This window comes from Methylomonas sp. ZR1 (genome assembly GCF_013141865.1).
In the GTDB taxonomy this organism is placed as follows: domain Bacteria; phylum Pseudomonadota; class Gammaproteobacteria; order Methylococcales; family Methylomonadaceae; genus Methylomonas.
In genome coordinates, this window is record NZ_RCST01000001.1 from 992,101 (window position 1) to 1,012,982 (window position 20,882).

General features: G+C 53.1%; 22 protein-coding genes. 17 read left to right on the forward strand and 5 right to left on the reverse strand.

Features of this window, described 5'->3' with window-relative positions; translation table 11 throughout:
• Nucleotides 1-6: 6 nt before the first annotated feature.
• From DDY07_RS04410 to DDY07_RS04420, 3 genes are all read left to right on the forward strand, one after another.
• Nucleotides 7-312 carry an integration host factor subunit beta gene (locus tag DDY07_RS04410; RefSeq protein WP_084153381.1) on the forward strand — a complete coding sequence of 102 codons (306 nt, stop codon included), beginning with the start codon at nucleotides 7-9 and terminating at the stop codon, nucleotides 310-312.
• A gap of 167 nt (nucleotides 313-479) precedes the next feature.
• Complete coding sequence (locus DDY07_RS04415; protein ID WP_171694943.1) at nucleotides 480-1,439, forward strand: acetylxylan esterase; 960 nt, start codon at nucleotides 480-482, stop codon at nucleotides 1,437-1,439.
• Between the two features lie 3 nt (nucleotides 1,440-1,442).
• The gene (locus tag DDY07_RS04420; protein WP_171694944.1) at nucleotides 1,443-2,171 is read left to right on the forward strand and encodes an esterase family protein; all 729 of its coding nucleotides are present in this window, start codon (nucleotides 1,443-1,445) and stop codon (nucleotides 2,169-2,171) included.
• A gap of 34 nt (nucleotides 2,172-2,205) precedes the next feature.
• Here the strand turns inward: DDY07_RS04420 and ftsH are convergent, their stop codons facing one another.
• The 3 genes from ftsH to purE form a co-directional block, all read right to left on the reverse strand.
• Complete coding sequence (gene ftsH, locus DDY07_RS04425; RefSeq protein ID WP_171694945.1) at nucleotides 2,206-4,050, reverse strand: ATP-dependent zinc metalloprotease FtsH; 1,845 nt, start codon at nucleotides 4,048-4,050, stop codon at nucleotides 2,206-2,208.
• Nucleotides 4,051-4,122: 72 nt separating this feature from the next.
• On the reverse strand, nucleotides 4,123-5,217 hold the full coding sequence (locus DDY07_RS04430) for a 5-(carboxyamino)imidazole ribonucleotide synthase (protein WP_171694946.1): 1,095 nt from the start codon (nucleotides 5,215-5,217) through the stop codon (nucleotides 4,123-4,125).
• Entirely contained in the window at nucleotides 5,214-5,711 is a 498-nt protein-coding gene (gene purE, locus DDY07_RS04435) for a 5-(carboxyamino)imidazole ribonucleotide mutase (RefSeq protein WP_171694947.1), read from the reverse strand. The genes DDY07_RS04430 and purE overlap by 4 nt, the downstream gene beginning before the upstream one ends.
• Nucleotides 5,712-5,856: 145 nt before the next feature.
• Between purE and ccmA the strand changes: the two genes are divergently transcribed.
• From ccmA to hemN, 10 genes are read left to right on the forward strand one after another with little or no spacing between them, the layout of a single operon-like run.
• Entirely contained in the window at nucleotides 5,857-6,489 is a 633-nt protein-coding gene (gene ccmA, locus DDY07_RS04440) for a cytochrome c biogenesis heme-transporting ATPase CcmA (protein ID WP_171694948.1), read from the forward strand.
• Entirely contained in the window at nucleotides 6,480-7,154 is a 675-nt protein-coding gene (gene ccmB / locus DDY07_RS04445) for a heme exporter protein CcmB (protein ID WP_171694949.1), read from the forward strand. Before ccmA ends, ccmB begins: the two co-directional genes overlap by 10 nt.
• Nucleotides 7,154-7,915 carry a heme ABC transporter permease gene (locus DDY07_RS04450; RefSeq protein WP_171694950.1) on the forward strand — a complete coding sequence of 254 codons (762 nt, stop codon included), beginning with the start codon at nucleotides 7,154-7,156 and terminating at the stop codon, nucleotides 7,913-7,915. Before ccmB ends, DDY07_RS04450 begins: the two co-directional genes overlap by 1 nt.
• Nucleotides 7,912-8,079, forward strand: a complete 168-nt coding sequence (gene ccmD / locus DDY07_RS04455) for a heme exporter protein CcmD (RefSeq protein WP_171694951.1) — start codon at nucleotides 7,912-7,914, stop codon at nucleotides 8,077-8,079. Before DDY07_RS04450 ends, ccmD begins: the two co-directional genes overlap by 4 nt.
• Nucleotides 8,076-8,510: a cytochrome c maturation protein CcmE gene (gene ccmE / locus DDY07_RS04460; RefSeq protein WP_171694952.1), complete on the forward strand. Its 435-nt coding sequence runs from the start codon at nucleotides 8,076-8,078 to the stop codon at nucleotides 8,508-8,510. Before ccmD ends, ccmE begins: the two co-directional genes overlap by 4 nt.
• Entirely contained in the window at nucleotides 8,507-10,450 is a 1,944-nt protein-coding gene (locus tag DDY07_RS04465) for a heme lyase CcmF/NrfE family subunit (protein ID WP_171694953.1), read from the forward strand. The genes ccmE and DDY07_RS04465 overlap by 4 nt, the downstream gene beginning before the upstream one ends.
• A complete protein-coding gene (locus DDY07_RS04470; protein ID WP_171694954.1) occupies nucleotides 10,450-10,980 on the forward strand; it encodes a DsbE family thiol:disulfide interchange protein in 531 nt (176 codons plus the stop codon). Before DDY07_RS04465 ends, DDY07_RS04470 begins: the two co-directional genes overlap by 1 nt.
• On the forward strand, nucleotides 10,977-11,432 hold the full coding sequence (locus DDY07_RS04475; RefSeq protein WP_171694955.1) for a cytochrome c-type biogenesis protein: 456 nt from the start codon (nucleotides 10,977-10,979) through the stop codon (nucleotides 11,430-11,432). Before DDY07_RS04470 ends, DDY07_RS04475 begins: the two co-directional genes overlap by 4 nt.
• Complete coding sequence (gene ccmI, locus DDY07_RS24400) at nucleotides 11,429-12,637, forward strand: c-type cytochrome biogenesis protein CcmI (protein WP_171694956.1); 1,209 nt, start codon at nucleotides 11,429-11,431, stop codon at nucleotides 12,635-12,637. Before DDY07_RS04475 ends, ccmI begins: the two co-directional genes overlap by 4 nt.
• Nucleotides 12,637-14,016: an oxygen-independent coproporphyrinogen III oxidase gene (gene hemN / locus DDY07_RS04485; RefSeq protein WP_171694957.1), complete on the forward strand. Its 1,380-nt coding sequence runs from the start codon at nucleotides 12,637-12,639 to the stop codon at nucleotides 14,014-14,016. The genes ccmI and hemN overlap by 1 nt, the downstream gene beginning before the upstream one ends.
• A gap of 300 nt (nucleotides 14,017-14,316) precedes the next feature.
• On the opposite strand, the gene ald is transcribed toward hemN, so the two are convergent.
• Nucleotides 14,317-15,432 carry an alanine dehydrogenase gene (gene ald / locus DDY07_RS04490; protein ID WP_171694958.1) on the reverse strand — a complete coding sequence of 372 codons (1,116 nt, stop codon included), beginning with the start codon at nucleotides 15,430-15,432 and terminating at the stop codon, nucleotides 14,317-14,319.
• A gap of 263 nt (nucleotides 15,433-15,695) precedes the next feature.
• Here ald and DDY07_RS04495 point away from each other — a divergent pair, with 263 nt between their 5' ends.
• A complete protein-coding gene (locus tag DDY07_RS04495; RefSeq protein ID WP_033158061.1) occupies nucleotides 15,696-17,357 on the forward strand; it encodes an ATP-binding protein in 1,662 nt (553 codons plus the stop codon).
• A gap of 249 nt (nucleotides 17,358-17,606) precedes the next feature.
• Here the strand turns inward: DDY07_RS04495 and DDY07_RS04500 are convergent, their stop codons facing one another.
• Nucleotides 17,607-17,813 (reverse strand): hypothetical protein, encoded by a 207-nt coding sequence (locus tag DDY07_RS04500; RefSeq protein ID WP_033158060.1) that lies wholly within the window; start codon nucleotides 17,811-17,813, stop codon nucleotides 17,607-17,609.
• 430 nt (nucleotides 17,814-18,243) lie between these two features.
• On the opposite strand from DDY07_RS04500, the gene DDY07_RS04505 reads away from it, so the two are divergent.
• Genes DDY07_RS04505 through DDY07_RS04515 form a run of 3 tightly spaced genes read left to right on the forward strand, consistent with a single transcriptional unit; the run spans nucleotide 18,244 to nucleotide 20,746 of the window.
• On the forward strand, nucleotides 18,244-19,206 hold the full coding sequence (locus tag DDY07_RS04505) for a PQQ-dependent catabolism-associated beta-propeller protein (RefSeq protein WP_171694959.1): 963 nt from the start codon (nucleotides 18,244-18,246) through the stop codon (nucleotides 19,204-19,206).
• Entirely contained in the window at nucleotides 19,203-19,940 is a 738-nt protein-coding gene (locus DDY07_RS04510) for an ABC transporter ATP-binding protein (protein ID WP_171694960.1), read from the forward strand. The genes DDY07_RS04505 and DDY07_RS04510 overlap by 4 nt, the downstream gene beginning before the upstream one ends.
• Nucleotides 19,937-20,746: an ABC transporter permease gene (locus DDY07_RS04515; protein ID WP_171694961.1), complete on the forward strand. Its 810-nt coding sequence runs from the start codon at nucleotides 19,937-19,939 to the stop codon at nucleotides 20,744-20,746. Before DDY07_RS04510 ends, DDY07_RS04515 begins: the two co-directional genes overlap by 4 nt.
• Nucleotides 20,747-20,882 lie beyond the last annotated feature (136 nt).

Below are 20,882 nucleotides of genomic sequence, written 5' to 3' on the forward strand. Positions count from 1 at the left end.
CTGGATGTGACGAAATCAGAATTGATAGAGATGCTGGCACGAAAACAGCCTCATCTCGCGCTTAAAGATGTTGAATTGGCAGTTAGATGCGTTGTTGATCACTTGAGCGATACGTTGGCAAGTGGCGATAGGATAGAAATTAGAGGTTTTGGCAGTTTTTCGTTACACCATCGTTCTGCACGACTGGGACGTAACCCCAAGACCGGCGATTCAGTGTCCTTAACAGAAAAGCATGTGCCGCATTTTAAACCGGGAAAGGAGTTACGGGATATGGTTGATGCTTCCAGGGAAAAATACAAAATCGTCGATTGACGATAGCTTGTAAACCAACAATAGCGACGCCCTCCCATGTTAGGGATGGTGTTGTACTTTAGATGATTTTCTAGTGGCGGCAGTGTCCGCCGCTTAAAATTTTTGCCCCATTGCTAAATAGACCCTTAATACAGGATCTAGCTAGAATTTAATCAGGCCGGTAGCCCGTGAGCTTATTTGATCATTATTACAGCTATGATCCTGGCTATGGCTACAGTCTCGACGATCTGTTAAGTGTTCCCGCACCGCAAGAGCCTGCCGATTTCTGTCGGTTTTGGCGGGATAAATATCAAAAAGCCTTAACGGTCTCTCCGCAATTTTCTCTGAATTACCAATGCCAGCGCGCAGGCTATCGGGTTTATGACATTAGCTATCGGTCTACCGATGATTTTCAGATAGCCGGCTGGTTGCTTGAGCCGGATGCGAACCCCATTACTCAGAGCATAGTGGTCGGCCATGGTTACGGCGGCAGAGAGCAACCCGATTTTCATCTGAACATACCAGGTGCCGCCTTACTTTTTCCTTGCTTTCGTGGCATATCTCGCAGTCGCTGCGAGCGCTTGCCGGAACAACCCAATCAACATGTCGTACAAGGCATTGATGATCCTAATCATTATGTAATCGGCGGATGTGTAGAAGATCTCTGGCTGGCTGTAACCGTTTTGGCCGAACGTTATCCAGCAAGCGTGGATAAGATCGGCTATATGGGCATTAGCTTTGGTGGCGGCATCGGAGCATTGGCCGCGCCATGGGACGCCAGAATCAAGAGAGTGCACTTAAATGTGCCCACCTTTGGCAACCAACCCTTGCGTTTAAGTTTGCCTACCAGCGGCAGTGCCGCGGCTTTGAAAGCCTACAGTCAATCTCACCATAATGTGTTTGACACATTAGCCTATTATGATGCCGCTGTCTCGGCGCGTTATGCATTGCAACCCTTGCATGGTGCCGTCGCGCGATTCGATCCGGTCGTAGCGCCACCCGGACAATTTGCAATCTACAACGCTTGGGCCGGCGATAAACAGTTATTTATATTGGATGCGGGGCATTTTGATTATCCGCGCCAACATGATCAGGAGCGGCAGCTGATTGCGGAGCTGCAAAGTTTTTTCGGGGAATCGTCGCTTTAGATTATGAATCGCGAATATCATCACTGGTACAGCCCGCGCTTGGGTCGCGACATGGAGTTTCTGGTTTTCGGGCATGCCGGAGCCAAAGTACTGATTTTTCCTACTCGCGACGGCCGTTTTTACGAGTACGAGAACCTCGGCATTGTCGAACGGTTACGCAATAAAATTGAAGCGGGACACATACAACTGTACTGTGTTGACAGCATTGATCATGAAACTTTTTACTGCTTTTGGCGCAAGCCGAAAGACCGTATTCAGCGGCACATGTTTTTCGAAGACTACATACTGAACGAAATCATGCCGTTCATGGCCTTGAAAAATCCACACCCCTGCGTCATCGCGCACGGCTGTAGTTTAGGCGGTTATCATGCGGCCAATATTGCTTTCCGTCACCCGCATTTGTTCAGAAAATTAGTAGCCTTCTCCGGTCGTTTCGATTTGACGCTGGAAGTAGAGTGTTTCAAAAACCTGTTCGACGGCTACTATGACGATCATGTCTATTTCCACACGCCAACGCATTTTTTACCCAACCTGAATTGCCAAGCGCAATTAAAGCATTTGCAGGAAATGGAAATTACTTTGGTGATCGGTAAGGAAGATCCGTTCTTGCAGAACAATCACGAGTTAAGCCACATATTGGCTGCCAAGGGTATTCCTCATGCCTTATACGAATGGGAAGGGCGCGCGCATCAGGGCCACTACTGGCGCAGAATGGCCCCGCTGTATATCTGACAGACTCTATTTCTGCTTGGTGAAATAAAGCGCGCTACTGCTCTAGTGTGTTCCCAGCGTCGAAGGATTGTTTTGCATCAAGCGCCGGCGGTGCGATGGTTCGACCTTGCATCAATTCATCTATCTGATATTTATCCAATGTTTCCCAGTCTAATAGGGCTTGCGCCATATTATGCAGAATATCGATATTTTCCTTCAGCAGGGTTTCGGCTCTAAGATAATTATTGTCGACAATTAACCTGATCTCCCGGTCAATCAAGCGCGCCATGTGTTCCGACATGGGTTTGGCTTGCGGTCCCAAGTAGCTGCCTTCGTTATCGCCGTAGTCCAGCGGCCCCAGGTTGTCGGATAGCCCCCATTTGGTGACCATATTACGGGCCAATTGGGTGGCGCGTTGGATGTCGTTACTCGCGCCGGTGGTGACTTTATTCTTACCGTAAACTAGCGCTTCCGCGGCTCGGCCGCCGAACAGGCTGGAGATTTGACCTTCCAATTTGTCCTTGCTGGCGCTGTATGCATCGCGCTCCGGCAAAAACATCGTAATACCCAGCGCGCCGCCGCGCGGCATGATGCTGACTTTGTAAACCGGATCGTGCTCAGGTACCAGCCGGCCGACGATGGCGTGACCGGCTTCATGGTAGGCGGTCATTAACAGGTCTTCGCGGCTCATTATCATTGTGCGCTTTTCCGCGCCCATGATGGTTTTGTCGCGGGCTTTATCCAGATCGTTCATCGTGATCTCCCGCTGATTATTGCGGGCAGCGAACAATGCGCCTTCGTTGATCAGGTTGGCCAATTCGGCGCCGGAAAAGCCTGGTGTGCCGCGCGCCAAATCATTCAAATTGACGTCATCGGCTAAGGGTACTCGGCTGGAATGTACTCTGAGGATTTGTTCGCGGCCTTTGATGTCCGGCAGGCTGACTTGCACTTGCCGGTCGAACCGTCCGGGGCGTAGCAAGGCTTTATCCAATACGTCGATACGGTTGGTGGCGGCGATGACGATGATGCCTTCGTTGCCGCTAAAGCCGTCCATTTCCACTAGTAATTGATTCAGCGTTTGTTCGCGTTCTTCCGTGCCGCCCATATTGCCAGGGCTGCGCTGCCGGCCGACCGCGTCGATTTCGTCGATAAAAATGATGCACGGGGCCTGCTTTTTGGCTTGCACGAATAGATCGCGTACTCTGGATGCGCCAACGCCGACAAACATTTCCACGAAGTCGGAGCCGGAAATCGAGAAGAAAGGTACACCGGCTTCGCCGGCAATCGCGCGGGCCAGCAAGGTTTTACCCGTGCCGGGAGGGCCGACCATTAGCACGCCTCTGGGGATTTTACCGCCCAGGGCCTCGTATTTACCCGGTGCTTTCAGGAAATCGACCATTTCCGCGACGTCCTGCTTGGCCTCCTCAACGCCGGCAACGTCGCTGAAACGGATTTTTACCTGATTCTCTGTCATTAACTTGGCGCGGCTTTTACCGAAATTGTTTTGTGCTCCGGCGCCTAGCAGTTGTTTGCGCATGAAATAAATCAATACGCCAATCAGCAAAAAGGTTGGCGCCCAGGAGTAAAACACCTGCATGAATGTGGATTGGGTTAACGGTCTTTGCACGATGATCTTCACACCGTTCTGCAATAGATCGTCTATCACCGTGATGTCACCAGGGCTATATGCGGTAAAACGTGTGCCGTCATGCCTCAGACCGTTGATGGCTCTACCGTCGATCACCACTTCGGCTACCATTTTGCCGCGCACATCCTGGATGAAGTTGGAATAAGGAATATCGCCTTGCGATTTGTAGGTGGCAGGGGCAGGATTAAAAATGACAAATGCCGCGATGGCGATGCCGACCATTATCAACAATAAGAATAAAATTTTTTTCATGGTTGTGTTCTCTATGTTCTGCGGAGCGATTTTGGCTTGGGTGCCAAAACCGCCCGGATTCAAGCTAAGAGATCATGATTCGTCTACAGCCAGCGCTAAATTAGCCAAATGCTGTAAGGCCTCGCGATAGGCGGATTCCGCGTCGGCTCTGACCGTTGCATGCGCAACTTTTCGGCCCTTGCGCGGCGTTTTATCGTACAGATGTAAATGTGCGTTGGGGATGTTTAACAGTGTCGCGTCGTCGGCCAGACCTCCGATGAAGTTCACCATGCCCGCATAACCGCGCGGTTCCGTCGAGCCCAGCGGCAAATCCAGAATGGCCCGCAAGTGGTTTTCGAATTGGCTGGTTTCCGCGCCTTCTATGGTCCAATGTCCGGAGTTATGCACGCGCGGTGCGAATTCGTTGGCTAGGAGTTCGCCGTTCAGATCGAACAATTCCAGTGCAATCACGCCTACGTAATCGAGTTTTTCCAGCAACAGACTGACGTAATTTTCGGCAATCGCTTGTTCGGGGTCGTTAGCACAGCATTCGGCAACGCGCAAAATGCCACCGCGATGCTGATTTTCAGACAATGGATAGTAAGCGATTTCGCCGGATGGGCTGCGAGCGGCGATAATAGATACTTCGCGTTGAAACGGCACGAAACCTTCGACGATGGAGGCGGCCCCTTGCATGCTTTGCCAGGCGGATTCTAGTTCGTCGGCCGATTTTATAACCACTTGGCCCTTGCCGTCATAGCCCATGCGCCGGCTTTTCAGAATAGCCGGGTAGCCGATTTCAGGCATGGCTTGTTGCAAGTCTGCCAAGCTATTGATGGCCGCGAACGGTGCGGTGCGGATGCCTAAATCCTTGAAGAAATTCTTTTCCAGCAGACGGTCCTGAGCGACAGCCAATGCACCGGCGGGCGGGTAGACTGTGGTGTGACTGGACAGGAATTCGGCGACATGCGCCGGCACGTTTTCGAATTCGTAAGTGACGATGTCGGCTTTTTCGGCTAGTTGAGCCAACAAATCCGGATCGTCGTAAGCGCCTAACAGATGCTCGCTTAAACCGGCAGCACCGGCATTGGGATCGGGATCTAGGACGATAAATTTCAATCTCAGCGGATAACCAGCCAATGCGATCATTCTGGCGAGCTGGCCGCCACCCAAAATGCCAATTTTCATCCTGTCACCTGTCTTGGATCAGGGGTGGCGATCACGCTGTCGGTTTGTTGTTGCCGATAAGCATCGAGAGCAGGGCGGTATTGCGGATGTTTATTGCTGATGATCGCGGCGGCCAATAATGCGGCATTGATGGCGCCAGCCTTGCCGATAGCCAAGGTGCCTACCGGAATGCCGGCGGGCATTTGCACGATGGATAACAAAGAATCCATACCGTTCAATGCCTTGGATTGCACAGGTACGCCCAGCACCGGCAATGCGGTTTTAGCGGCAGTCATGCCCGGCAAATGCGCGGCACCGCCGGCGCCGGCGATAATCACTTCCAAACCTTTGCTTTCCGCGGTTTCCGCATACTTAAACAACTTGTCGGGGGTGCGATGGGCCGAAACCACTTCCACTTCATGCGGAATATCAAGATGTTCTAGGGTTTGCGCTGCATGTTGCATGGTTTCCCAATCGGATGTGGAACCCATGATGATGCCTATCAATGCGGTCATGCAAAATCTCCGGTATTTGCGATAAATCAAAACGGCTCGATTATCGCATAAATGGGGAGATTTTCTCTGTCGGCAAATTGCTAACTATGCCGGGCTTAGTGATAAGATAGCGCCCCCTGTAATGTGTCAGCCTAAGGATGGATGGATGGAAAACTCGCAACACGCTTCGCTGCAAGCCAGTGAACTATCGTGTTTTCGCGACGAGCGCTTGTTGTTTTCCGACTTGAGTTTTACCGTGAATACCGGCGAAGTGTTATTGCTGGAAGGCGCCAACGGCAGCGGCAAAACCTCGCTATTGCGCATCCTGTGCGGATTCAGGGAAGCCGATGCCGGCGAGATTTATTGGTGCGGCAGCAAAATCGCCGACAGCAGCTATTACGATGACATGGCTTATGTCGGTCATGCCGATGGTACAAAAAAGGAATTGACGGTGCTGGAAAATTTGAAGTTTGCGCTGGCACTAGGTAGTGCGGGCAAATATGACATCGAGCAAGCTTTGGACAAGGTGCAATTGGCCGGTTTTGACGATAATCCGGTACATACCTTGTCGGCCGGCCAAAAGCGCCGACTATCGCTGGCGCGCTTGTTGATCACGCATAACTTGCTGTGGATACTCGACGAACCTTTCACCTCGCTGGATAGACAAGGCATTAAATTAATAGAGTCGCTGATGGCTGAACATATTGCCCAAGGCGGTATGGCGGTTTTGACTTCCCATCACGATCTAAGCATGGCCGATCTCAATCTGCAACGCATTCACCTGCAAGCATGCCAATAATTCAGGCTTTTTGGGCGATCATTCGCCGAGATTTATTATTGGCGTTTCGGCGCCGCGCGGAAATGGCCAACCCGCTGTTTTTTTTCGTGCTGGTGGTGACTTTGTTCCCTTTGGCCGTGGGCGCCCAGCCAAATTTGCTGAAAGCTATGGCGCCGGGCGTGATTTGGGTGTCTGCCTTGTTGGCGGCCCTGTTGTCATTGGATGGGCTATTCCGCAGTGATTTCGAAGACGGGTCGCTGGAGCAGATGCTGCTCAGCCCGCATGCATTATCGATCTTGGTGTTGGGTAAAATCGTCGCCCACTGGCTGGTGACCGGTTTGCCATTGCTGCTGGTAGCGCCATTATTGGCGGTGTTTTTGGGCTTGCCCGAGCAGGCCATGGGAACTTTATGGCTGACGTTGATCTTAGCTACGCCGCTATTGAGCCTGATCGGCGCGATCGGCGTGGCGTTAACGGTCGGTTTACGCCGGGGCGGCATGTTGTTGTCCTTGTTGGTCTTGCCTTTGTATGTGCCGGTGCTGATCTTCGCCAGTGGTGCCGTCGACAGGGCGGCCAGCGGCTTGCCGGTTGGCGCCCAACTGAATATTTTATTGGCTATGTTGCTGTCGGCACTGGTATTGGTGCCGCTGCCGACAGCGGCCGCGTTAAAAATGAGTGTTAATTGATGTCTTGGATACCCGCGCCGGTTAGCCGGTTTTTTCACCGCACCTCGTCGCCGCCGCACTTTTATGCATTGGCGGATCGGTTCATTCCCTGGTTGACGGTTATTTTTCTGTTACTGCTCGGCGCCGGTTTGTATGGTGGCTTGTATTTGGCGCCCACCGATTACCAGCAGGGCGATAGTTACCGTATTATCTATATACACGTGCCGGCAGCCTGGATGTCCTTGTTTATTTACGTGCTGATGGCGGTCATGGGCGGGATTGCCCTGATCTGGCGTATGAAACTGGCCGAGGTGATGCTGATCAGTAGCGCGCCGATTGGCGCCGGCTTTACCTTTGTGGCCCTGGTGACCGGCTCCTTATGGGGCAAGCCGATGTGGGGGACCTGGTGGGTGTGGGATGCAAGGTTGACGTCCGAATTGATCCTGTTGTTTTTGTATCTGGGCGTGATCAGTTTGTACGGCGCCATCGAAGAAAAGCGGGCGGCGGCGCGGGCCGTGTCTATTTTGGCACTGGTGGGCGTGGTGAATATCCCCATCATCCATTATTCGGTGCAATGGTGGAACACGCTGCATCAGGGGCCGACAGTCAGCAAGATGGATAAACCGTCGATACACGTCAGCATGTTGGTGCCCTTGTTGCTGATGGCGGTGGCTTTCAAGTTTTACTACTTGGTTGCGGTATTGCAGGCAGCCAAATTGGAATTACTAAAGCGCGAAACCACCTCTCAATGGGTGAAAGCACTACTGGAGAAACAGGCATGAGCTGGGAAAGCTTTTTATACATGGGCGGTTACGCCGTCTACGTCTGGCCGGCTTACGGCGTGACGGCATTAGTGTTGGTCGTCAATATCGTGTTGCCGGTGTTGCAGCGTAAACGGCTGTTACGTCAACTCACTATCAAACAAAAACGGGCGCAAGTTCGATGAAACCAATCCGAAAACAGCGCTTGTTTCTGATCATCCTGATGCTGGCGGGACTGGGCTTGGCAGCCGCCTTTGCTTTGCAGGCTTTTAACGAAAACCTGATGTATTTTTTCTCCAGCAGTGATGTGGTGGCTGGCAAAGCCCCAAATAACGCGGTATTTCGTTTGGGCGGCATGGTCGTCAAAGGCAGTGTGGAGCGGCCGAATGCGGATTTATTGGTGCGCTTCAAGCTCAGCGATTTCGAAAAGGAAGTGACGGTGGAATATTCAGGCATCTTGCCGGATTTGTTTAGGGAAGGGCAGGGCATCGTCGCCAAAGGCCAATTGGACAGCCGAGGCATATTCGTCGCCGAGGAAGTGCTGGCCAAGCACGATGAGAACTACATGCCGCCGGAAGTAGCCGGCAGCCTGAAAAAACCGGCGGCTCAGCCATGATCCCGGAAATCGGCCACTTCGCACTTATCCTGGCCTTGTGCATGGCAATCGTACAAGGCGTCTTACCGATCTTCGGCGCAGCCAAATCGATTACCGGTTGGGTGCATGTCGCCAAACCCGCCGCGTTCGGGCAATTGCTGTTCATGGGCCTGGCCTACGGCTGTTTGACCGCCAGTTTCATTAGCCACGATTTCTCGGTGGCTTATGTCGCGCAGAACTCCAATACCGCCTTGCCGCTAATTTATTTGATTTCCGGGGTGTGGGGTGCGCATGAAGGTTCCTTGCTGCTGTGGGCACTGACTTTGTCGATTTGGACCGCGCTGGTCGCGGCATTCAGTGCGCATATTCCCGATGCCACCCGCGCCAGAGTGTTGGGTGTAATGGGCTTGGTCAGCATCGGCTTTATCCTGTTTTTATTGCTGACCTCCAATCCCTTCGAACGCTTGTTTCCGTTCCCATCTGAAGGCCGCGACTTGAACCCCTTATTGCAAGACCCAGGCTTGGCGATTCATCCGCCGATGCTGTACATGGGCTATGTAGGCTTCTCGGTGGCTTTCGCGTTTTCGATAGCCGCGTTGCTGGAAGGCAGACTCGATGCAGCCTGGGCACGCTGGTCGCGGCCCTGGACCAATATCGCCTGGATGTTTTTAACGCTGGGTATCACGCTGGGCAGTTGGTGGGCCTACTACGAGTTGGGTTGGGGCGGCTGGTGGTTCTGGGACCCTGTGGAAAACGCCTCGTTCATGCCCTGGCTGGTTGGCACGGCGTTGATTCACTCCCTGGCCGCTACCGAGAAACGTGGCGTGTTCAAGACCTGGACCGTGTTGCTGGCGATTTTCGCGTTTTCGTTGAGTTTGCTCGGCACCTTCCTCGTCCGTTCCGGCGTGTTGACCTCGGTACATGCCTTCGCCAGCGATCCGGCGCGCGGCTTGTTCATCCTGATCTTTTTGGCCGTGGTAGTCGGCGGTTCACTGCTGTTGTACGCGATTCGCGCGCCGCAGGTTAAAAGCCATGCCCGTTTTGAACTGGTTTCCAAAGAATCGGTACTTCTAGTGAATAACGTGTTGCTGGTTGTCACTGCCGCCAGCATCTTGCTGGGTACGTTGTATCCCTTGGTGGTTGATGCCTTGGGCCTGGGGAAATTGTCGGTTGGCCCTCCTTACTTCAATGCGGTATTTATTCCACTGATGGCGCCTTTGGCATTGGTGGTTGGCTTGGGCGTGTTGATGCGCTGGAAAAGCGACGATTTGAAAGCGTTGGGCTTACGCGTGCGCTGGTTGATTGCCGCCTCTGTGGGGCTGGCATTACTGACGCCGTTGCTTATGCCGTTTTATTCCTGGGGCGCGGCTTTGGGTACAGGCTTGGCGTTATGGACTTTGGCGATTACTGCTTTGGCGTTCAAACAACGTCTGCAAAGCTGGTCAATCGAACGCTTTATACAAATTCCGGCCGGCTTTTACGGCATGACCTTGGCGCATGTCGGCATCGCGGTGTTTGTGATCGGCATTACCTTTACCTCGGTGTATAGCATCGAACGCGATGTACGTTTGGCACCGGAAGAAACCCTGGATTTGTTCGGTTATGTGTTTCAGTTTCATGGCGTGAAAAGCACCGAAGGACCCAATTACCGCGCCGAGCAAGGCTATCTGACTGTCAGCCACGCTGGCGAAACCGTCGCCGAGTTATCGCCGCAAAAACGTGTGTATCGGGTGCAAACCATGCCGATGACCGAAGCGGCTATCGATGCCGGCGTGTTCCGCGATCTCTTCGTGGCCTTAGGTGAGCCTTTAGATCAACAAGGTGCCTGGAGTTTGCGCGTTTATTACAAAGCCTTTATCCGCTGGATTTGGATGGGCGGGGTGTTCATGGCCCTGGGTGGCCTGATTGCTGCCAGCGACCGCCGTTACCGTTTGCTTAACAAGCCTCTCCCGCAAAATTAATGAAATATTTGTTACCGCTGCTGTTGTTCATCGCCTTATCGGTGTTTTTGGCGATCGGTTTAAAGCTCAATCCCCGGGAAATCCCGTCGCCGCTGATAGACAAACCCGCGCCGGCGTTTAATCTGCCGATTCTGGCAACGCCGGAACAGCGCCTGAGCCAAACTGATTTTAAAGGTAAAGTCTGGCTGTTGAATGTCTGGGCATCCTGGTGTGTGTCCTGCCGCGAGGAGCATCCTTTGTTGATCGAGCTAGCCAAGCAAAACAAGGTGTTGCTGGTGGGTTTGAATTATAAGGACGAGGCTCAGGCCGCCAACGCCTGGCTGAGCAAACACGGTAACCCTTATAACGTCAGCGTGATGGACGCCGATGGCCGAGTGGGTATCGATTACGGCGTCTACGGCGTACCGGAAACCTTCGTGATCGATAAACGCGGCGTGGTGCGTTACAAACATACCGGACCGGCGCAACCCGGCGAACTGGAAAGCATTTTCCTGCCGTTGATTGAAAAATTGGAGGCGGAAAGCGCATGAAAACTCTCTACGCCTTGATCTTGTGCTTGTTTGTCTATCAAGCCCAAGCCGAGATCGAATACCGCGACTTCAAACAACCCGAGCAGGAGCAGGCTTACCAAACCCTGATTTCCGAGCTGCGCTGCCTGGTCTGTCAAAATCAAACCATCGCTGATTCTAACGCCGACCTGGCCAAGGACTTACGCCGCCAAGTCTACGAAATGCTGCAGCAAGGCAAATCTCGGCAGGACATCGTCGATTTCATGACCGACCGTTACGGCGACTTCGTGATGTACAAACCGGCCTTGAAATTGAAAACCCTATTGCTTTGGTTGGGCCCGGTCCTGTTCCTGGTCATCGGCTTGGCGACAGTATGGGTATTACGCAGTAAAACCGGGAGCGTCAGCGCACAGCTAAGCAAAGAGCAGCAGGCCAAGCTAAACAGCATTTTGGAAAAAGGTGACGACGCGTGAATCTTGAGTTTTGGCTAGTGATAGTCGGTTTAATCGTGCTCGCGTTGTTGGTGCTGTTGCCGCCCTTGTTCAAAAAAACACCGCTACGCTACGCCGACGGCGAGCAACGCAATACCGCAATTGCTCGCCAGCAATTGGCCGAGCTTAAACTGCAATTGCAAAATGGCGTATTGTCGCAGGAGCAGTACGATGCCCAGTATCGCGAATTGCAACTGACTCTGCTGGATGACCTGGAAGACGATGTGCCGGCCGCGTCTAGCGCCAAAACCGGCCGTTGGATAGTGCCGGTCGTGGCGATTACGGTACCGCTGTTAAGTCTGTTTTTATATGGCTTGCTCGGCGAACCGCAAGCCTTGGTCAAAGCCGAATTGGCGGCCAACAATCAAAAAGTGGCCGACAATGTCAAAAGCATGGTCAACAAACTGATAGAGCGTCTAAAACAGCATCCGGAAGATTTGGAAGGCTGGATGATGTTGGGCCGAGCTTATGTTTACGCGCAGCAATATCAGGATGCCGCCAACGTATTTGCCGAGCTGAATCGCCGTAAACCCAACGAGCCGGCGGTGATGCTGCATTATGCCGACGCCTTGTCGATGGCGCGTAACGGCCAAATGGACGGCGAACCAAGCGAGCTGGTGGAAAGAGCCTTAAAGCTGGTGCCGGAAGACCACACTGCGTTATGGCTGGCGGGCATGGCCAAAGCTGAAGCCGGGGATTTTGCCCAGGCAATCACGCATTGGAAGAAATTATCCGCTCTGCTGCCTGCCGACGACGAATCCCAGGCGCAATTGCAAAAAATGATACAAATGGCTGAAGCGGAGCAGCAAAAACCGCAAGCGCCGGCATCATCGGCGGCGGCTATCGATATTACTGTGAAAGTCGAATTGGATGCGGCAGTCAAAGCCAAAGCTGAACCGCAACACACCGTGTTTATCTATGCTCAGGCCGTCAACGGTCCGAAAATGCCACTGGCCATCGTCCGGAAACAAGTCGCTGACCTGCCGGCCAGCGTGGTGCTGAACGACAGCATGGCGATGCAGCCGCAAACCCATCTGGCCGATTTCAAGCAGCTGCGCATCGTCGCGCGGATTTCCAAAACCGGTAACGCGATGCCGCAAGCCGGCGATTTGATCGGCACGGCGCAGCTGGATTCTGTGTCGGGCAATCCAAGCATCGGTATTGTCATCAATCAAGAAGTGCAGTAATGGACCAATCAATTCAATTCGACCTGGACCTGATCAAACGTTACGACAAGTCCGGGCCGCGTTACACCTCGTACCCCACCGCGCTGGAATTGCACGAGGGCTTCGGCGAAGCCGAGTATTTGCAGCATATTCAAAAATCCAACACCGCTGGCGGGCCGTTGTCGCTGTACTTTCACATCCCGTTTTGCGATACGGTGTGTTTTTATTGCGCCTGCAACAAAATCGTCACCAAAAATCGCGCCCACGCCGTGCCTTACCTGGATAACTTGTGCCGTGAAGTGGCGATGCAAGGTGCGTTATTCGACAAGAGCCGCTCGGTTAATCAGCTGCATTGGGGCGGCGGTACGCCGACGTTTTTGAATTATGAGCAAATGAAACGCTTGATGGATACCACCCGCGCGCATTTCAATTTGCATGACGACGACAGCGGAGAATATTCGATAGAAGTCGATCCGCGCGAAACCAATGACCTGACCATCGCCCAATTACGCGAACTGGGCTTTAACCGCATTAGTTTGGGCTTGCAGGATTTCGATCCGGACGTGCAAAAAGCCGTCAACCGCCTGCAAAGCAAGGAACAAACCTTTGCGGTGTTGGAAGCCGCACGCAAGGAAGGCTTTCGCTCAACTAACATCGATTTGATCTACGGTCTGCCGCTGCAAACCGAACAAACCTTTGCCCACACGCTGGAGCAAGTGCTGACCTACGCGCCGGATCGATTTTCGATCTTCAACTACGCCCACATGCCCAGTCGCTTCAAAACCCAGCGGCAAATCAACGACGCCGATTTGCCATCGCCGGCGGTGAAACTGGAAATCCTGCAAATGGTCGGGCAAAAACTCACCGATGCCGGCTACGTTTACATCGGCATGGACCACTTTGCCAAGCCGGATGACGAACTGGCCGTGGCGCAACGCGAAGGCAAGTTGTACCGCAACTTCCAGGGCTACTCTACCCATTCCGACTGTGACTTGGTGGGCTTGGGCGTGACCTCCATCGGCCGGGTCGGCGACGCCTACATGCAAAATTACAAGGAACTGGACGAATACGACGCGGCCATCTCGCAAGGCAAATTACCGGTATTTCGCGGCGTGGACTTGGATGAAGACGACAAATTGCGCCGGGCGGTAATCACCCAACTGATTTGCCATTTCGAACTGACTTTCAGCAAAATCGAAACCGAGTTTGCTATCGATTTTGCCGAGTATTTTGCGCCCGAGCTGGAAAACCTGAAGCTGATGAAAGCCGACGGTTTACTGGATTTAGACGCCGACGGCATTCAAGTATCCACCGCCGGCCGCCTGTTGATCCGCAATATCTGCATGGTGTTTGACAAATACCTGGCGCGGAAACAGCAGCAATTTTCTAAAGTGATCTGAGCCAAGGCGCGGAGTGGGTTTCCGAATTGATAACCCGATAAAGCGCGTTGAGTCGTCCCAACACAGCTTAACTTTACTTTAAGGGATTTGAGCAAATGTCTTGATCCCGGTGCGGAAGCGAGTATCCAGTGCCGTGGATGGTAAGCTCGGCCCCATCTGTGGTGACGCGACTTTGGCAATCCCAGACCAAATCATGCACACCTTTCAGCGTCTGACAACGTAGAATTAAGCGGGAATATGAATCCCCCGGTTTTGCCGGGGGATGTTTACAAATTATTTTGGCCGGTCGGGGCGATGGGTTCAGCTCAGAAACTGCTCCGGCGGCAAATAATTAAAACCAAACGCATCGGCAATCCCTTGGCAAGTAACGTTACCGCCCACGATATTCAAGCCTTTCAGTAACGCCGAATTGTCCCGCAATGCTTGTTGCCAGCCTTTATTGGCGAGTTGTAGAGCATAGGGCAGGGTGGCGTTGGTTAACGCCAGGGTCGAAGTGCGCGGTACAGCGCCGGGCATGTTGGCAACGGCATAATGCACGACATTGTCGATGACATAAATCGGATCGGCGTGGGTAGTGGGGTGGGTGGTTTCCACGCAGCCGCCTTGGTCCACCGCGACATCGACGATGACCGCGCCGGGTTGCATCGATTTTAAATCGTCGGCCCGGATCAGCTTGGGTGCTGCGGCCCCGGTGACCAATACGCCGCCGATGACCAGGTCCGCCGTGCGAATTTGTTCCAGGATGGCATGACGGCTGGAAAACAACAGCTGCACGTTGGCCGGCAAAATGTCGCTAAGTTGGCGCAGACGCTCCAGCGACAAATCCATGACTGTGACTTGCGCGCCTAAACCTGCCGCCATTTTTGCCGCCTGCGTGCCGACCACTCCGCCGCCCAAAATCAACACTTTGGCCGGTAATACCCCCGGTACGCCGCCGAGCAACATGCCGCGGCCGCCGTACAGTTTTTCCAGATAATGCGCGCCTTCTTGCACCGCCAGTCGGCCGGCTACCTCCGACATTGGCGTCAGCAAGGGTAACTCGCCGGTCGGCAACTGCACGGTCTCGTAGGCGATACAGGTAGCGCCGGATGCCAGATGTGCTTCGGTTAACGGGCGGTTGGCGGCAAAGTGAAAATAGGTAAACAGGGTTTGTCCGGGATGAATCCGCGACCATTCGGGTTCTATCGGTTCCTTGACCTTGATAATCATCTCAGCGGAGTCCCAAACCGGCTCCGGACCGTCCATCAACTGCGCGCCGGCAGCCTGGTATAGCGCGTCTTCGAAACCGGCGCCAACGCCGGCGCCGCTTTCCATCGTCACGCTATGGCCGGCGCTCACCAACGCGGCAACGCCGGACGGTACCACCGATACCCGGTTTTCGTTGGGTTTGATTTCCTTGGGTATACCGATTTTCATATTCACCTCTTGTGCAATATTAAATGATGCCGGTTTGATGACAGCAATAATCAGACCGTATGGCTTTGTCAGCCAAAAGTGCCAAATGTTCAACGACTTACTCTTACGAGCCTAGCGCCATGTTGTCGCGTTTGTAGCGATTTGTTTGCCATTTTGGCGCAAAACCGCTGTGCTGTCCCAGGTGGTTGCATAGATTGCTCTGGACGGGACGGGCCGTAAAAATCGTCTAAGCTTAGCCCAGCGGCTTTACCAGAGAGAACATCATGACCCAACAAACGCAAAACATCCTGATCGGCCATTTAACCGAAGTCAGAGGCGACGGTATGGATGCCCGTATCACTGAAGAACATTCAACAGCGGCGCCCATCATCAAACTCGGCGATGAAGAAATCCTGGCCGGCCATATCGGTTCGTACGTGGTGATCAGGCAGTCGCATATAGGCGTGTTGGCGCTGGTGTTCAAAATGTGGGAACGCGATCGTTTCGACGCTGCCGGCAATCGTGCAACCGACCGTTTTATTGCCTTAATCCCGGTCGGCGAGTTGAACGAAAACAATATCTTCATTCGCGGCGTGCGGCATTATCCGACGCCGGGCGCGGCGGTTTATGCGGTTGGGCTCAGCGAGATCAACGCGATTTTTTCCAAATTCCGCGATTACGAATTTTTTATTGGGCAGCTGGCCAGTCACAAGGATTATCACCTGAGCCTGGACCCACGTGCGTTGTTTGGCCGGCATTTTGCGATTATCGGTCAATCCGGTTCCGGTAAATCCTGGACCGTCACCAGCTTGATCCAGCACACCATGAAAGCCATGCCTAAGACCCATATGATCATGCTGGATCTGCACGGCGAATACTGTTGGAAACGACCAGATGGCAGTATCGAATCGGCATTTCCCGAAGAGCAAGTCAATTACGTTGATGCCATGGATTTGGAGATGCCGTACTGGATGATGTCCTATGCTGAGTTGGTGGACTTGTTCATTGATCGCGATGACAGAGGGGCCTCGATGCAGATGTCTTTCATGCGCGAAGTGCTGCAACAATTGAAGCGTAAGGAAGCCAAAGCCATTGGTCTAGGCGTGGTATCGATAGACACGCCGATTTATTTTTCGCTGGCGGAAATGTATATGCAATTCAAGGCCGCCAACGAGGAGCGTAAAGACTTTGGCAAAACCAAGGGCGCCTTATTCGGCCAGTTCGATGAGTTTTTGGTGACGATGCAGAGCCGTTTCAACGACGTGCGTTACGACTTTTTGTTAAAACCCAAAAAACGCAACAACTCGGCCAGCATGGCGGATTTGCTCAGGCAATTCGTCGGTCTGGGGCAAAAAAAGGCCAACATCACGGTGGTCGATCTCAGTTCCGTACCGACCGACGTGCGGCCGGCGGTGTCCGCGCAAGTCGGGCGGTTGGCGTATGAGTTCAACTACTGGAACCCGCGCCGCCGCGAATTTCCGATCACGCTAATCTGCGAAGAAGCGCATGCCTATATCCCGCGCGAAAAAGGCGGCCAATTCGACGGCACCAAGCGGATGATGGAGCGGATCGCCAAGGAAGGCCGGAAATACGGGGTCTCTATCGGCGTGGTTAGCCAACGGCCCACCGAACTGTCGGAAACCATGCTGGCGCAATGCAGCTCGTTTATTTGTTTGCGCACCACCAATCCGGACGACCAGCAGTATATTCGCGGCCTAGTGCCGGAGGCCGAGGGCGATTTGGCGGATATTCTTAGTTCGCTCGGCCGGGGGGAAGCGCTAGTGCTGGGCGAAGCGGCGCCGCTGCCGACCCGGGTCCAAATCTACCGGCCCAATCCGGAACCGAAAAGTAACGATGTCGATTACTACACTAGCTGGCGCGAAGGCCCGGATGACCTGGATGTGGAAGGTATCGTCGCGAACTGGCGGACGCAGAATCGGCATTAAAAAGGGGGTATCTCGTGGTTTCTATTCCAGCCAGGAAGAAGAGGCCCTATGAGATGATCGTTAACCATTGATCGCCAAGCTCGCCGGGGGTAAGTCAGTCATGTCTATGCTGTTCGTTTGTGGGATCGGGCCACAGCAAGTGCGAATGCTGCGAGCTTAGTTTGGGTGTTGTAGCGGGCCGGCGTTGCTTTTGCAGATAAGATCATCTATGCGCAACAGTGATTGGTCGGGAAACCGACAGTAATCAACTCAAACCAAGTCACAGGTATCAAAAAACAGTTCCAATCTATCCAGCTCACAGTTGGCTAACTCCAGTGCGGCATCGAAGGTTTGAACATCATCGGCTTGCGCCGCGATGTCCAGCATCAGATCGCACATGCTTCCGGTTTTAAGCAGAGAGTCATGCTTTTTTCCAATGTTTTCCAGTTGGTCTTCCGTTATTAGGTAAATTTTCATTTCTATGTCCTTGGCAGCCTGAATTTAACAGCAATTGATCTTGTGTTTCCAAATTAAGTTTTTTGGCAACGTCCTCTGCCGGTTTTTGCGATGCAAATAACAAATGGCGAGTGTTGTGCATATCTTCGCCTTGACAGTAGCTGATCCGGTATTGTTCTAGGGTACAGGGTGCAGCGTTTTTTACCCGCGGTGGCGATATTTAATGGTCGGATAAATTAGGATAATTTCCCTACGCGCGAAGGGATGTAATCCCGTCGAGCTTCGGGTTAAACTTCTCAACCGCAGGGGAGGGCATTGCTTGTGATAGGCCGTGTTAGCGGTTTTATATCTATCTCTCTCCGCTGACTACATCGATTTGTTGGTGAAGCGTTATCTCTCGTTACACTAAATAGACCAGTAAAATGACATCAGGCATACCAAGGAAAAGTTTATGCATCCGATAAAAATGGCCGGAATGGCCGCCATCTTATTTGCGACGGCCGCGCAAGCCGAAACCGTATTCGTCACGCTGGAAAAAGATAACGCGATTGCGGTACTCGATCCCGTCGAAGGCAAACTAGTCAAAACCGTACCTGTTGGCCAGCGGCCACGCGGCATCGCGATTAGCAAGGATGGCAAGACGCTGTTCGTTGCTACCAGCGACGATAACACCATCCGCATGATCGACTCGGAAACACTGAAGGAAATCGGCAAATTGCCGTCCGGCGAAGATCCGGAAACCTTTGCTTTAAGCCCGGACGGCAAATTCATGTATGTTTCCAATGAAGATGATGCGGAAGTAACGGTGATCGACATCGCCGCAAAAAAAGCCGTTGGTAAGATCAAGGTAGGTGTGGAGCCGGAAGGCATTACGGTCAGCCCCGACAACAAATGGACGATTAGCGCCTCGGAAACCACCAATATGCTGCACTGGATCGATACCAACACTAGGCAAATTGCGGATAACACACTGGTCGATCCGCGGCCGCGCGCGGTAACGTTTACCGACGATAGCCTGCAATTATGGGCGACGTCAGAAATGGCCGGCACGCTGACGATTATCGATGCGGCATCCAAACAGATCGTGCAGAACATCAAGCTGGACGTCCAAGGCGTCAGCAGTGATCAGATTCAGCCGGTGGGCATCGCGATTGATAAGGAGCGCCGCTACGGTTACGTGGCGATGGGGCCTGCCAATCGCGTCGCTGTGATCAACGCCCAAACCTACAAGGTCGAGAAATTTTTGCTGGTGGGGCAACGGGTGTGGAATCTAGCGTTTTCGCCGGATCAAAAACGTCTGTACACCACCAATGGTGTCAGCAACGATGTGTCGATCATTGATCTGGAAAACCATAAAGTGACCAAATCAGTGGCGGTGGGTCGTTATCCCTGGGGTGTGGCGGTTAAACCATGACCGAGAATGCGTTGGCCGTCGAAAACCTGAGTTTTGCCTATGGTGCAAAAAAAGCGCTGGATGCCGTGAGTTTTAACGTGCAGTCAGGCGAATGCACCATCTTGCTCGGCCCTAACGGCGCCGGCAAAAGCACGCTGTTTTCCTTGATCACCCGGCTTTACGATGCCAGGGAAGGACGCATCGAGCTTTGCGGTTTTGATCTTAAAAAGCAAAGCCTGCAAGCCTTGGCGCGCTTGGGTGTGGTATTTCAGCAGACCACGCTGGACCCGGACTTGTCGGTCACACAAAATCTGCGCTATCACGCCGCCTTACACGGCATCGGCCGCAAAGCCGCCGATAAGCGTATCCAAGAAGAACTGGAGCGTTTGGCTATGTTCGAACGGCGCGGCGAAAAGGTCAGGCAATTAAACGGTGGCCACAAGCGCCGGGTGGAAATCGCCCGCGCCTTGCTGCACAAACCCAGTTTGCTGCTGCTGGATGAGCCGACGGTTGGTCTAGATATGCCCAGCCGTCAGGCTATCGTCAGCCATGTACACGATTTGGTCAAACAGCAAAATCTGGCGGTACTGTGGGCGACGCATTTGATTGACGAAATTGCCGCCGATGATAGCTTGATTGTTTTACACAAGGGCCAGGTCAAAGCCAGCGGCAAACTCTCGGAGATATTGCAGACCACTGGTTGGGCCGATCCCGGCCAGGTATTCCAAAAACTGACTCAGGGGCCGCAAGCATGAGGGTTTTACATTACTGGCGGGCAACGCTTGGCATCGTCGGCCGTGAATTGCTGCGTTTTTTACATCAGCGCGAACGCTTTGTCTCGGCCTTGGTGCGGCCGCTGGTGTGGCTGTTCGTCTTCGCCGCCGGTTTTCGCGCCGCGTTGGGCATAGCCATTGCGCCGCCCTACGAGACTTATATCCTTTACGAGGTTTACATCACCCCTGGATTGTTGGGCATGATCCTGTTGTTTAACGGCATGCAAAGCTCGCTTTCAATGGTTTACGACCGGGAAATGGGCAGCATGCGCATGTTGATGGTGTGTCCGTTACCACGTTGGTTTTTATTGTGTAGCAAGCTGATCGCCGGTACGGCGGTGGGTGTGTTGCAATCCTATGCCTTCTTGGGTATCGCCTGGTTGTACGACATTCAAGCGCCGCTGATGGGCTATGTCTGGATTTTGCCCGCCTTGGTGTTGTCCGGCATGATGCTGGGGGCATTGGGCTTGCTGTTGTCGTCGTTCATCAAACAACTGGAGAATTTCGCCGGGGTGATGAATTTCGTAATTTTCCCGCTGTTCTTCATGTCCACCGCTTTGTATCCGTTGTGGAAGATCAAGGAATCCAGCGAATTGTTGTCAAACCTGGCGCAATACAATCCGTTCTCGCAAGCGGTGGAGTTGATCCGTTTTGCCTTGTACGAGCAGTTTAATCAACAGGCCTTACTCTTTACCGGCGCGGCGTTTTTGCTGTTTATGGGCGCGGCGATCATGGGCTATAACCCCAGTAAGGGCATGATGGTTAAAAAAGGTGGTGGTGGCGATTAATAGTGAATTGGCCCAATATCGTTTGGATGCGGCCGGTCAATTTCCTACAAGTTAAGGCTTGTGCGCTGAGCATCGCTAGCCATCGGCTGTTTACCCATTCGTCCTGCGATAAACCAAGCTGCGCATGGCAAAAACC

Bases quoted from the DNA above. Each gene is read 5' to 3' on its own strand.
- DDY07_RS04470 (WP_171694954.1), top strand. From the start codon at position 10,450: ATGAAATATTTGTTACCGCTGCTGTTGTTCATCGCCTTATCGGTGTTT.
- ccmE (WP_171694952.1), top strand. From the start codon at position 8,076: ATGAAACCAATCCGAAAACAGCGCTTGTTTCTGATCATCCTGATGCTG.
- DDY07_RS04465 (WP_171694953.1), top strand. From the start codon at position 8,507: ATGATCCCGGAAATCGGCCACTTCGCACTTATCCTGGCCTTGTGCATG.
- DDY07_RS04515 (WP_171694961.1), top strand. From the start codon at position 19,937: ATGAGGGTTTTACATTACTGGCGGGCAACGCTTGGCATCGTCGGCCGT.
- ccmA (WP_171694948.1), top strand. From the start codon at position 5,857: ATGGAAAACTCGCAACACGCTTCGCTGCAAGCCAGTGAACTATCGTGT.
- ftsH (WP_171694945.1), bottom strand. From the start codon at position 4,050: ATGAAAAAAATTTTATTCTTATTGTTGATAATGGTCGGCATCGCCATC.
- DDY07_RS04495 (WP_033158061.1), top strand. From the start codon at position 15,696: ATGACCCAACAAACGCAAAACATCCTGATCGGCCATTTAACCGAAGTC.
- DDY07_RS04430 (WP_171694946.1), bottom strand. From the start codon at position 5,217: ATGAAAATTGGCATTTTGGGTGGCGGCCAGCTCGCCAGAATGATCGCA.
- purE (WP_171694947.1), bottom strand. From the start codon at position 5,711: ATGACCGCATTGATAGGCATCATCATGGGTTCCACATCCGATTGGGAA.
- DDY07_RS04505 (WP_171694959.1), top strand. From the start codon at position 18,244: ATGCATCCGATAAAAATGGCCGGAATGGCCGCCATCTTATTTGCGACG.
- DDY07_RS04500 (WP_033158060.1), bottom strand. From the start codon at position 17,813: ATGAAAATTTACCTAATAACGGAAGACCAACTGGAAAACATTGGAAAA.
- DDY07_RS04420 (WP_171694944.1), top strand. From the start codon at position 1,443: ATGAATCGCGAATATCATCACTGGTACAGCCCGCGCTTGGGTCGCGAC.
- ccmB (WP_171694949.1), top strand. From the start codon at position 6,480: ATGCCAATAATTCAGGCTTTTTGGGCGATCATTCGCCGAGATTTATTA.
- DDY07_RS04475 (WP_171694955.1), top strand. From the start codon at position 10,977: ATGAAAACTCTCTACGCCTTGATCTTGTGCTTGTTTGTCTATCAAGCC.
- DDY07_RS04510 (WP_171694960.1), top strand. From the start codon at position 19,203: ATGACCGAGAATGCGTTGGCCGTCGAAAACCTGAGTTTTGCCTATGGT.
- ald (WP_171694958.1), bottom strand. From the start codon at position 15,432: ATGAAAATCGGTATACCCAAGGAAATCAAACCCAACGAAAACCGGGTA.
- ccmD (WP_171694951.1), top strand. From the start codon at position 7,912: ATGAGCTGGGAAAGCTTTTTATACATGGGCGGTTACGCCGTCTACGTC.
- hemN (WP_171694957.1), top strand. From the start codon at position 12,637: ATGGACCAATCAATTCAATTCGACCTGGACCTGATCAAACGTTACGAC.
- DDY07_RS04450 (WP_171694950.1), top strand. From the start codon at position 7,154: ATGTCTTGGATACCCGCGCCGGTTAGCCGGTTTTTTCACCGCACCTCG.